Source organism: Streptomyces sp. a15 (assembly GCF_059026085.1).
Genome location: NZ_JBWLKM010000150.1, coordinates 1 through 11,072 on the forward strand (window position 1 = coordinate 1; position 11,072 = coordinate 11,072).

The following is an 11,072-nucleotide window of genomic DNA, read 5'->3' on the forward strand; positions in this document are numbered from 1 at the left end:
ATGGCCGGCGGCACCGAACTCGCCGCCCTCAAGCACGAGCTGGCCCAGGTCCGCGGCGTCGACGTCGAGGAACTCCCGGAAGCGGAAGACCTCACCCCACCCGTGGCGGCCTCGTCCGAGGTCTCACCTCCCTGACAACGGCGTCGCCGCACGCATACGGCGACAGCCACACTCCGCCCCCGTCACCCTGATCCGAAGGCATGTCCCCATGAAGATCGCCCTCGACCCGTACATGATCCGTCACGTGCCCCTCCTCGAACTGCCGTCAGTGGTAGCCGAGTTGGGCTACGAGTGGATCGAGCTGTCTCCCCGAGAGGACTTCATCCCCTTCTTCCGCCATCCGCGCGTGGACGACGCGACGGTGCGGAAGTTCCGCAAGGCACTGGACGCGGCAGGCGTCGGCGTCTCCTCGCTGCTGCCGCTGTTCCGCTGGTCCGGCCCGGACGAGGACGCCCGGCAGGCCGCCGTACGGTACTGGAAGCGCTCGATCCAGATCGCCGCCGACCTCGGCGTGGACAGCATGATCTCGGAGTTCAACGGGCGACCGGAGGACCCCGACCGCAGTGAGGCGCAGTTCTGGAAGTCGCTGGACGAACTGCTGCCGGTGTTCGAGCGCGAGGGCGTCAAGCTGGCGCTGGAGCCGCACCCGGACGACTTCATCGAGAACGGCTACGACGCGATCAACCTGATCCGGGGCATCAACAACCCCAACGTCACCTTCCTCTACTGCGCCCCGCACACCTTCCACATCGGCAACGACGCCCCCGGCATCATCAAGTACGCGGGCGACCTGCTCACCCACGTCCACCTGGCCGACGCCCTCGACCACACGGCGTCCTCGGGCAACCGCTACATCCTCAACCCGCCCGGCACGGCGGCCCGTATCCACCAGCACCTCGACATGGGCCAGGGCGAGGTGGACTTCGACGAGCTCTTCCGTGAGCTGCGCGCGAACGGCTTCGACGGCACGCTGACCGCCTGCGTGTTCGCCTGGGAAGAACGCGCCAAGGAGTCATCGGTGTTCATGCGCAAGAAGACCGACGAGTACCTGACCACCTGGTCGTGACGGGACATCGTATTTCCAGGAGCGTCGTTAAAGCGCTCTAAGTCCACCGCTCCCCGGAGTCTCCGGAGCGAAGGGAAACCAGAGCCCATTCACGGCCCCGAAGGCATCCGCTTCTACATCCGCCCCAAGGTCGTCACCACCCGCTGGCCCCAGCCCGCCCAGCAACTCACCGCCGGCTTCAACTTCCCCACCTCCAACTGAGAGACGCGACATCGCGTCCCACTTCCACCGGCAGTTCGCCGTCTGATCACCACTCCTTCGAAGGGCACCGTCATGACCACGTCCGCCAAACCTCTCTCCGTCGCGGTGATCGGCGCCGGGATGGCCGGCCGCAGTCACGCTGCCGGATACCGCAACGTCAACACGGTCTTCGGGGCCGGTCTGCCGCCGGTCCGGCTGGCCGCGATCGCCGATGCCAACCTCGCACTCGGCGAGGACGCCGCCCGCCGATACGGCTACGAGAAGGCGCTGCCGAGCTGGGAGGCCATCGCCGAGGACCCGACGATCGACGCGGTCTCCATCGTCGTAGGAAATGATCTGCACCGTCCGATCGCGGAGGCGCTGATCGCTGCCGGAAAGCATGTGCTGTGCGAGAAGCCGTTGGCTGGGTCGCTCCAAGACGCCCGTGCCATGGCCGAGTTGGAAAGGGGTGCCGAGGTGGTGACGGCCGTCGGGTACACCTTCCGGCGTTCGCCCGGCATCGCCGCGATCCGTGAGCATGTGCGTGCCGGTGAGCTGGGCGATCCGACGCTGTTCAGCGGCCGTTACTGGTGCGACTACGCGACCGACCCGAACGGGCCGCTGAGCTGGCGGTTCAAGGGCGGCGCCGGTTCCGGTGCGCTCGGGGACATCGGTTCGCACATCATCGACGCCGCCGAGTACGTCGCCGGGCCCATCGCCTCGGTCTCCGGTGCCGCGTTGTCGACGCAGATCACCAAGCGGCCGCTGCCGCTGGGCGCGGTCGTCGGGCACAACGCCGCTCCCGTCTCCGACGAGATGGGCGAGGTCGAGAACGAGGACACCGCGTCCTTCACGGCCCGTTTCGAGTCCGGCCTGGTCGGCACCTTCTCGGTGACGCGCACCGGCTTCGGCCTGCCCAACGGGCTTGCCTTCGATGTTCTGGGCGTGGGCGGGCGGGCTGCGTTCGACCAGCACCGGCCGGCCGAGTACCTCTTCGACGACGCGCAGCCCGAGGCCCGTACGCGCGGCGCCCGGCAGATCATCGTCGGCCCGCAGCTGCCGTACTTCGCGGGCGGTGTCCCGATGGAGGCGCCGGGTGTGGGCGCCAGCAACGCCGACAACTTCACCTACCAGGCCCGGGCCTTCCTCGACCAGGTCGCGGGGGTCGCCGAGCCGTTGCCGGCCTGCGCCACCTTCGCCGACGCGCTGCGGACCATGGAGATCATCCGCGCGGTCGTCGAGTCCTCCCTGGGCGGTGGCGCCGCTGTCCTGGTTCCGCCCGCCGCCTGACCCTCACGTATCAAGGAGCACCCCCATGGCCCTCAAGCTCGGCGCCTACACCGCCTGTCTGCACGACCGCACCCTCAACGAGGCCCTCGACATCCTCAAGGAGAACGGCCTGACCTCCGGGGAGGTCAACACCGGCGGCTTCATCCCCTCCCCGCACTGCCCGGTCGACCTGCTGCTGTCCTCGGCCACCGCGCGCGAGGAGTACCTGGCGGCCTTCGCCGACCGTGGGATGGAACTGACCGGCCTGAACTGCAACGGCAACCCGCTCAACCCGCTCCCGGGTGTCGGCCCCAAGCACGCCGACGACCTGCGCCGCACCATCCGTCTCGCGGGCCTGCTCGGTGTGAAGCACGTCGTGACCATGTCCGGTACGCCGGGTTCGGACCCCGACGCCAAGTACCCCTCCTGGGTCGTGAACCCGTGGGACGGCGTGTACATGGACGTCCTTGACTACCAGTGGGGCGTGGCCGTCGAGTTCTGGAAGGAGATCGACGCGCTGGCCCGCGAGAGCGACGTCCGGGTCGCTGTCGAGATGCACCCGCACAACCTGGTCTTCTCCCCGGTCACCCTGAAGCGGCTGGTCGAGGAGGGGGGCCTGACGAACGTCGGCGCCGAGATGGATCCCTCCCACCTGATGTGGCAGGGCATGGACGTCATCGCCTCCACCAAGTGGCTCGGCCCGCTGGTCTTCCACGCAGCTGCCAAGGACGCGACGCTCTGCCCGGGCGTCGACATCCGCGGCGTGCTGGACACGTCGTTCACCCGCGTGCCGGCCGATGCACCCGGCAAGGTGCCTACGGGTTACGGCTTCTGGTGCAACGCCTGGCCGGAGAAACCGGCTTGGAAGTTCGTCGCGGTCGGCCTCGGCAACGACGTCCCCTTCTGGACCGATTTCCTGCGCGCCCTCGCCGAGATCGACCCCGACATGGCCGTCAACATCGAGCACGAGGACGCCGCCTACTCGCAGACGGAAGGGCTCGCCCTGGCCGCCAAGAACCTGCACAGCGCCACGGCGGCCCTCTGAACGCCCGCTGACGGGAAGTCCAGCGCCCGCCGATCGACGGGCGCGGGATTCCTGCAGTCATCGGTACTGCAGCCGGGCCTGGCGCGGGACGGCGCCGAACTTGCGCGCCGTGACCGGATGCGCGGTACTGGACGCCTAATGTGCCTCCGAGTGCCTTCCGCTGGTTACCTACGACCCCCCCCGCAGAACCCGGTCCCCATGCCGGGCTCGGCCGGCGGACTCGTGCCGCGCCCTGCTGCGTGTGGTCGATGCCGACGGCCGTGACGGCATCGGGCCAGCTCGGGGAGGCAGCGTCGAGCGGGCCCGGCGTCATGCTTGGGTATCAGCGCGACGAGGAACAGACCCGGGCCGCGCTCACCGAGGACGTCTGGTACCGCACCATAGACCTCGTCCGGGTCGACGAGGACGGCTATGTTCACGTCGTGGGCGACTCTCCGACCTGATCATCCGTGGCGGCACGAACGCATCTGCGATCGAGGCCCGGAAGTATCACGGCTCACGCCCGGCAAGTTAGGTGGATCTCCAGTACCGGCCCTCATGCCGCGGCACCTACCGTCCTGTCATCCGGCCGGAGCCCGACCCCGTCCGGATACCTCTCGCGCAGGCACTCCCTCCTCATGTGCGTGTCCCTCCGCCGGCGCCGAGCCGATGGCGCCCTGCCCGGCAGCAGCGCAGGACCCCGGGAGCGGACCGGGCAGGGGCGGTCACCGCCGATGTCGCACAGTAAGCGAACACCCCGGAGGAAAAGTGGACTCAGGCAGTACAGCCGCACAGGACGCGTACTGGACGTCGGCCGTCAGCACAGTGACCGAGGACAAGGTCTACGTCCGCGGCTACGACCTCGAGGATCTCATCGGCCAGATCCCCTTCACCGCGGCGATTTTCCTCATGGTACGGGGACGGGTGCCGACGCCCCGGGAGACGCGCGTCCTCGACGCCGTCCTCAGTGGTGTCCTTGACTACGCGCTCGAGAAGCCGGGCACCGTGGCCGCGCGGTACGCGGTCTCAGCCAACCCCAGTATGGCCATCGGTATGGCAGCAGCCTGTATGTCGGTCGGTGCGCACACTCTCGCTACCGAGGACACGGGGCGCTTCATCGTCGCGACACACCGCGAGTATCTCGACTCAGCCCTCGCACTCGACGAGTTCGCCGACGCCAAGGTCGCCCGCATGCGCGCGGCAAGGCAGCGCGTGCCGGGGCTGGGGCATCCCGTGTTCAAGAAGGTCGATCCGCGAGGCGCCCTGCTCAAGGGAATCGCCGTCAAGGAGGGCCTGTGGAGCGAGGCCGCGGAGGTCTATGAGGCGGTCCATCGGGCCTTCACACGGCTCCCCGGCAAGTCGGACATCCCGATCAACGACGTGGGTGTCATGGCGGCGGTGCTGCTCAGCTTGGGTTTCACCCCGGAGGAGGGCACAGGCCTCGCCGTCCTGTCGACACTTCCGGGCGTCATCGCGCACGTCTCCGAGGAGCTGGCCGCGGCCAGACCGATCCGGATCGTGTCGAGGGATTCCGTCGCCTACACGGCTGGGACCACGGGAGACTTCGCCGCCGCCCGCGAGGCGGCCGGCTGGGACGAGCGATGGCGTGAGCTGCCCCAGGGATGACGCCGAATGCCCTGCGCTGCTCGTTCCTGAGTACCGTCCTTCTGCGTCCTGGCCATCAGCCACGTCTGTGACAACGGCCGGTATGGGGCCGGCGCGGGGTAAGGAGAGCGTGTGGTGCCGCTCACTCGGCATAGAGACCCCCTGGCCTGGGACAGGTGCCCGCCGGCCACTTCCCGGTCGGTGTCTCGGTCACCGCGGTCAGCACCCGCCTGCGGAGCTGAGCGCCGGCAAGCGTGGACCGGAGCAGGGATCTGAGGGCGGCACGGAGACAGACGCACCACGCTGCGCTCACCCAGCACCTCGGATTCCTGTGGGGTCCACAGGACTGGCGGCCTTCAGCCGCCCAAACCGGCATCACACTTCGGGCCCGACAACCCGAACTGCCACTTCGTCGAAGCGGATCATGCGCGCGCGGTGGGTTCCGTGCAGCTGAGAGCCGGCCCGACCACGGGCTGCGGCTCGGCTCCGTCAGTGATGGTTACCTCCAATGAAAAAGGCTGCGAATGAGCACAACAGAAAGAGTGGTCTCCGCTGACGCCGGACCACGCCTGGGTGGAAACCTGGGGGCTCTGCATCTCTTCTTCAGTGTCATGGCCTTCAACGCCCCGCTGGTCGTCGTCATCGGTGTTCTTCCGATCATGCTGGCGATCGGCAACGGGGTGGGAACGCCGATAGCGTTCCTTGCGGCCGGCCTCATCGTCGCGGCCTTCGCCGTTCCGTTCACCAGGATGGCGAGAGTCTTCCCGAACCCCGGCGCGTTCTACGTGTACATCACGGCGGGCCTCGGAAGAGCAATCGGCCTCGGATCCGGGTTCATGGCCCTCGTCGGCTACCTCAGCGTCAACATCGGCAGCTACGGGTTCGGCGGCGTGGTGTTCCAGTCGATGGTTCGCGACACGTTTCACGGACCCGACATCGACTGGTGGCTGTGGGGAGCCCTGCTCTGGGCCGCCACGACAGTACTCGGCTACCTCAAGATCGACCTGTCGGCGAAGGTGCTGACCGTCTTCCTGTTCCTCGAGCTCGCGGTCATCGTCGTGTACGACGGCGCTGTGATGTTCAAGGAGGGAGCGTCGGGCCTGTCCGCAGCACCCTTCGCGCCCAGTCACTGGTTCGACGGATCCTTCGCGGTGGGACTTCTGTACGGCCTCGGCATGTACGGCGGCTTCGAAGTCGCCGCGCTCTTCCGGGACGAAGTGCGCCACCCCACTCGTACGGTTCCCCGGGCGACCTTCGGGGTCATCGCCGTGGCGATGGTTCTGTACGGGGGCACGGCCTGGCTCTACATCAACTCCCTCGGAGTCGACAAGGCCGTGTCCATCGCCAGCGCGGATCCCGCGGGGTCGATCCTGGGAAGCATCGAGACCTTCGGCGGACACGTGCTGTTTGACCTCGCGACAGTGATGGTCACCACCAGCACGTTCGCCGTCATTCTGGCAGCCCACAACATCAGTGCCCGCTACGTCTTCAACCTGAGCGCGGACGGGATCCTGCCCCGCCGGCTGAGCGGAGTGCATGCCAAGCACGGATCTCCACACGCGGCCTCTCTCGCCACCAGTGGGATTGGTCTCGCCGTCCTTGCTGTCACCGTGCTCAGCGGGTCTGATGTCATTGCCTTCTTCACGGTGTCGCTCGGACTGGCCAGCTTCACGGGTGTCGCCGCCATCTCCCTGGCGAATCTCGCCATCGCCCTGTACCTGCGCAAGCATCACAAGGACGAGTTCAGCGTCTGGAGCACTGTGCTTATGCCGGTACTCGCGGGGATCGGACTGGCCGTCGAGCTGGTGCTGACAATCCAGAACTTCCCTCATCTGGTCAACACTTCCACAGGCGTCGCGATGCTCCTGCTGGCCGCGCTCATCGGCGTGTTCGTCGTCGGCGTCGTCATGGCCCTCGTCTTCCGGCGTACTCGGCCTGAGGTCTACAGCAAGATCGGTCGCCAGTAAGCCCACGGTCACGGTTCCAGCAAGACCGTGGCACGCGGCACGACACAACGAAAGCGCCTTCCGCACTGGAACAACGAGGCTCCTCCAAAGGCTCCTTCAACCCTGGCGGAAGGCACTTGGAAGCCCTACGAAACCAGAGCGCCGATTTTGAGTATCCGCCGATGCGACACTTCCCGGGCCGGAGGCACAGTCGGGCGCGATACCGAGGACGCAGACGCCTTGTCGGCCCGGCCCCGCACTGACGGGACGGCTGGAGATTCCGAGGAGAATTTTTTCGATGAAATTCGGTCTGTGCTACTTCCCCACGGACTACGGCATGGGGCCTGCCGAAGTAGCCGCGGCCGCCGAGGAACGCGGTTTTGAGTCGCTGTTCTTCTGCGAGCACACCCACATCCCGGCCAGCAGGCGAACGCCGTACCCGCTCGGCGGCGAACTCCCCAAGGAGTACCTGCACACCTACGACCCCTTCGTCGCGTGCACCGCGGCCGCGGCGGCGACGAGCCGCCTGAAGATCGGCACCGGGATCTGCCTGGTGGTGCAGCGGGACCCGATCACGACGGCCAAGGAAGTGGCCAGCGTCGACCGCCTCAGCGGCGGCCGGTTCCTCTTCGGCGTGGGGGCCGGCTGGAACCGCGAGGAGATGGCCAACCACGGTACCGATCCGCGCACCAGGATGGCACTGATGACTGAGCGGCTCGCGGCGATGCGACAGATCTGGACCACCGACGACGCGGAGTTCCACGGCAGGTTCGTGGACTTCGACCCGATCTGGTCGTACCCGAAGCCGCTTCAGTCGCCGCTGCCGGTGCTCGTCGGCGGGATGGGCCCGACCGTGGAGGACCGCATCCTGTCCGTCGGGGACGGCTGGCTGGCGGAGAGTGTGCCGCTCGAAGAGCTCGACGAGTTCGCCGATCGCGTGGCCAGGCTCCAGCAGCGTGCGGCCGAGGCCGGACGGGGCCGCATCCCGGTCACGATGTTCGACGCGCCCTCCGAAGCGGGCATGGCGGAGCGCTACGAGGCCGCTGGTGTCGACAGGTTCCTCTTCCAACTGCCCAACGGCGACACCCCGGAGGTCGCCGGGGACCTCGATCGGCTGGCGGACCGTATCCACTGACGCCGACGAACCTTTTCCCGATCCTCGCAGAACCAGGCGTGGGTCAAGCCCTGCACCATCACAGGAGAACCAGCATTGGCAGGTGCCGTGATTGAGTACGAAGTTCCCGTCCTCAAGCGCGACACGCGTCGTACTCACTGCAGACGTCTCCCGGCCCGCGGGCGAGGGGCCGTGGCCCGTGATCGTCGCCCGGACTCCCTATGACGTGAGGGCAAAGTCGGCGGGCGTGAGCCGGTGCTGATCAACCCGGTCGACGCGGGGGAGCGGGGCATCGCTTCGGGCGACGTGGGCCGGCTGTGGAATGCCCGGGGCGCCTGCCTCGCCGGAGCGGTCGTCACCGACGAAGTCCGCCCCGGCGTGGTCGTCCTGGCGACGGGTGCCCGGTTCGACCCGAGGAGCCGGGCGTGTCCGGCTCACTGGAACGGCATGGCAACCCCAACGTCCTCACAGCCGACATCGGAACCTCACGGCTCGCAAGCCGGTCGTCGTCCACTTCCCGGACCGGTGCCCGTGCCCTTGCGGCGCGGGCAGGCGCCCTCGCTGTTGAACGCGTACGACTCCGCGCTCGGCGGCCCGAACACCACACCGCACTCCGGGCAGGTCAGCGGCAGGTCCAGGGCGACGTCCATAGTCGGCTCCAGCCGGTGCCCGTCCGGGCACTGGTGTCGTCCGAGCCGCGAGTAGATCAGCCGCAGGCTGTTGAGCAGCTCGGTCGAGGTGCCGAACGTGCTGCGCACGCCGGGAATACCCGGCCGCCGGCGCAGCGCGAGCGCCGCCGGGACGTGCTCGACGCTGTCCACCGCCGCATGGGCGGCCTGGGCCAGGCGGCGGCGGGTGGAGGTGGACAGAGCCTCCAGGTACCGGCGGGAGCCTTCCGCGTAGAGCACGCCGAGCACCAGGGACGACTTCCCGGAACCGGACACCCCGGCGATCGCCACCAGCCGGCCCAGCGGCACCGTGACGTCGATGTCCCCGAGGTTGTGCACGCGCGCGCCGCGCACCTCGATCGCATTCGGCGGCGCGGCGGGCTCCCGGGCGGTATCGCCGGCGTTCATGTCGTGGGTTCTTTCTGAAGGTGATCACGAGGAGCCCCCTGCGAGCGACGCAGGGGGTCACGCATGTGGCTTGGCTGCCCCGGGATCCTTCTGGTCAGGACGCGATCGCGCCTTGCGCGGTCTGAGCGAACGCCCAGTGGGAGTGAACGATGCGCCACTCACCGTCGATCAGCCGGTAGGCCTCGGTGGCGTTCCACGCACGGAGCTGCTGCTCATTGCCGTTGTCGTCGAGCACGTATGTGTCGAGGTTGTAGGCCAGGACCGCGAAATCACCACTGTCGCTGACGTTCACGGCGGGGTTGAGGTACTCGTTCCGCACGATGTGCGGGTTCGAGTAGATCGACTCGATGTGAGCGATGACCGCGTCACTACCCACGATCAGTTCCTTCAGAACCGGATCGAAGTAGCTGATCTCCTCGGCGTAGTTGTCGAGGTACCCGCGGTTGTCGCCGACGCTCCACCGCTCGTTGAAGGACTTCTCCAGCTCAAGAACGGTCTTGCCGATCTCTTCCTTGTTGACGCTCATTCCGTTTCCCTTCATGGACACTGTGGCCGGCCGCATCGACGCGGCGTACGTGTGCACTCCCGGTGCCGAGCGGTGCCGAGCGGCGCCGACGGCCCGGCTGTGCGGGCCTCACCAGCCACTGTTCCCCAGGGCCGGGCAATTCGGGCCGTAGCCAACAGACACGAGATGGTCAGCAGCGGACAATGGAAAGCGGACAGGGCCAAGGCATCCGTCTTTCCCGCGGGCGCGCCCACCCTGCTGTACGGCTGGCAGATCACCCGAAGCGGATTGAGCTGCACTTCCTGCCGTCGTACTCGTCGGCCTTTGCCGGCCAAGGAATTGAGCCGAGGTGCACTGCCCGATCCGCGGTTCGTGTGGATGACGCAGCCGTTCTCCAGGAGGCCCAGGCCCGGCGGCCATGTCGAGGGCGTCGACGACCAGGTCGGCGTGGTGGTGATCGGCCAGATGGAGGCGTACCGGGAGGAGCTCTTCGGTCCGGTCCTCGCGTTCGTCCGCGCCGAGTCCCTCGGCGAGGCCATCGACCATGATCAACGCCAACCCCTAGGGCAATGGCACTGCCCTGTCTACCGCCTCCGGCGAGGCCGCCCGCCGCTTCCAGCGCCAGATCAAGGTTGGCGTGATCGGCGTCAACGTGCCGGTGCCCGTGCCGATGGCGTACTACTCCTTCGGCGGCTCGAAGGACTCCCTCATCGGCGATTCCCCCGTCCACGGCCCCGAAGGCATCCGCTTCTACACTCGCCCCAGGGTCGTCACCACCCGCTGGCCCCAGCCCGCCCGGCAGCTCACCGCCGGCTTCAACTTCCCCACGAGCAATAGTCAAGACCTGTGGATGGGCGTGTCATGCGACTTGCTGATCGCCTCCTGACTCTTCGCTGGTGTGGTCGTCGTTGGTCGTTCGACGAGGATGCCTTTCTCGAACCTCGCGCCGGCTCCGATGAGGTGGGGGCCGGCGTGAGGCGTGCTCGATCCGAGACTCGTCATGCCGGCGCGGCGGAGTGCGGATCGGCCCAGCTACCTCGCCATTAGCGCGGTGACCAGTTGGTCCAGTCCGTTGAACCGCCAGTTGAAGACATCGGAGCTGGTAGACCTCAGGCGCCGGCTTGTAGGCCAGGACGGCTTCGCTGGACAAGGCTTGGTGCCAGCGCAGCCCGGCGTGTGCGTTGAGTCGCAGCAGAGCGGTGCGGCTGGCGTTACTGACTTCGGCTCGTCAGGGTGACGCTGGTTCGTCGAGTGCCAGGCCGGTGCCCGCTATGAAGCCATCGAGGG

At 67.7% G+C, this 11,072-nt stretch carries 10 protein-coding genes and 3 pseudogenes; 11 read left to right on the forward strand and 2 right to left on the reverse strand.

Translation table 11 applies throughout. The features are described from left to right. The 10 genes and pseudogenes from AC5P09_RS49900 to AC5P09_RS49945 all read left to right on the forward strand — a co-directional run. A pseudogene (locus tag AC5P09_RS49900) lies at positions 1–135 on the forward strand (sugar ABC transporter ATP-binding protein); the annotation flags it as partial. Positions 136–208: 73 nt separating this feature from the next. After that, the gene (locus AC5P09_RS49905; RefSeq protein WP_493880306.1) at positions 209–1,066 is read left to right on the forward strand and encodes a sugar phosphate isomerase/epimerase family protein; all 858 of its coding nucleotides are present in this window, start codon (positions 209–211) and stop codon (positions 1,064–1,066) included. A gap of 273 nt (positions 1,067–1,339) precedes the next feature. Beyond that, a complete protein-coding gene (locus tag AC5P09_RS49910; RefSeq protein ID WP_493880307.1) occupies positions 1,340–2,536 on the forward strand; it encodes a Gfo/Idh/MocA family protein in 1,197 nt (398 codons plus the stop codon). A gap of 25 nt (positions 2,537–2,561) precedes the next feature. After that, on the forward strand, positions 2,562–3,560 hold the full coding sequence (locus tag AC5P09_RS49915) for a sugar phosphate isomerase/epimerase family protein (RefSeq protein ID WP_493880308.1): 999 nt from the start codon (positions 2,562–2,564) through the stop codon (positions 3,558–3,560). 248 nt (positions 3,561–3,808) lie between these two features. Further along, complete coding sequence (locus tag AC5P09_RS49920; protein WP_493880309.1) at positions 3,809–4,003, forward strand: hypothetical protein; 195 nt, start codon at positions 3,809–3,811, stop codon at positions 4,001–4,003. Between the two features lie 304 nt (positions 4,004–4,307). Then, the gene (locus AC5P09_RS49925) at positions 4,308–5,165 is read left to right on the forward strand and encodes a citryl-CoA lyase (RefSeq protein ID WP_493880310.1); all 858 of its coding nucleotides are present in this window, start codon (positions 4,308–4,310) and stop codon (positions 5,163–5,165) included. A 590-nt stretch (positions 5,166–5,755) separates the two neighbouring features. Beyond that, entirely contained in the window at positions 5,756–7,111 is a 1,356-nt protein-coding gene (locus AC5P09_RS49930; protein WP_493880311.1) for an APC family permease, read from the forward strand. A 277-nt stretch (positions 7,112–7,388) separates the two neighbouring features. Then, entirely contained in the window at positions 7,389–8,225 is an 837-nt protein-coding gene (locus tag AC5P09_RS49935) for an LLM class F420-dependent oxidoreductase (RefSeq protein WP_493880312.1), read from the forward strand. 91 nt (positions 8,226–8,316) lie between these two features. After that, positions 8,317–8,466 (forward strand): CocE/NonD family hydrolase, encoded by a 150-nt coding sequence (locus AC5P09_RS49940; RefSeq protein WP_493880313.1) that lies wholly within the window; start codon positions 8,317–8,319, stop codon positions 8,464–8,466. Then, positions 8,460–8,552 (forward strand): annotated as a pseudogene (locus AC5P09_RS49945) (hypothetical protein); the annotation flags it as partial. The gene AC5P09_RS49940 and the pseudogene AC5P09_RS49945, both read left to right, overlap by 7 nt. A 137-nt stretch (positions 8,553–8,689) precedes the next feature. Here AC5P09_RS49945 and AC5P09_RS49950 read toward each other — a convergent pair. Together AC5P09_RS49950 and AC5P09_RS49955 are read right to left on the reverse strand one after the other, a co-directional pair. Continuing rightward, the gene (locus AC5P09_RS49950; protein WP_493880315.1) at positions 8,690–9,280 is read right to left on the reverse strand and encodes a P-loop NTPase family protein; all 591 of its coding nucleotides are present in this window, start codon (positions 9,278–9,280) and stop codon (positions 8,690–8,692) included. Between the two features lie 94 nt (positions 9,281–9,374). Next, a complete protein-coding gene (locus tag AC5P09_RS49955) occupies positions 9,375–9,806 on the reverse strand; it encodes a YybH family protein (protein WP_493880314.1) in 432 nt (143 codons plus the stop codon). Between the two features lie 432 nt (positions 9,807–10,238). Here AC5P09_RS49955 and AC5P09_RS49960 point away from each other — a divergent pair. Further along, positions 10,239–10,671 (forward strand): annotated as a pseudogene (locus AC5P09_RS49960) (aldehyde dehydrogenase family protein); the annotation flags it as partial. Positions 10,672–11,072: the final 401 nt, after the last annotated feature.

Bases quoted from the DNA above. Each gene is read 5' to 3' on its own strand.
- AC5P09_RS49905 (WP_493880306.1), top strand. From the start codon at position 209: ATGAAGATCGCCCTCGACCCGTACATGATCCGTCACGTGCCCCTCCTC.
- AC5P09_RS49920 (WP_493880309.1), top strand. From the start codon at position 3,809: ATGCCGACGGCCGTGACGGCATCGGGCCAGCTCGGGGAGGCAGCGTCG.
- AC5P09_RS49910 (WP_493880307.1), top strand. From the start codon at position 1,340: ATGACCACGTCCGCCAAACCTCTCTCCGTCGCGGTGATCGGCGCCGGG.
- AC5P09_RS49955 (WP_493880314.1), bottom strand. From the start codon at position 9,806: ATGAGCGTCAACAAGGAAGAGATCGGCAAGACCGTTCTTGAGCTGGAG.
- AC5P09_RS49930 (WP_493880311.1), top strand. From the start codon at position 5,756: ATGGCCTTCAACGCCCCGCTGGTCGTCGTCATCGGTGTTCTTCCGATC.
- AC5P09_RS49950 (WP_493880315.1), bottom strand. From the start codon at position 9,280: ATGAACGCCGGCGATACCGCCCGGGAGCCCGCCGCGCCGCCGAATGCG.
- AC5P09_RS49915 (WP_493880308.1), top strand. From the start codon at position 2,562: ATGGCCCTCAAGCTCGGCGCCTACACCGCCTGTCTGCACGACCGCACC.
- AC5P09_RS49935 (WP_493880312.1), top strand. From the start codon at position 7,389: ATGAAATTCGGTCTGTGCTACTTCCCCACGGACTACGGCATGGGGCCT.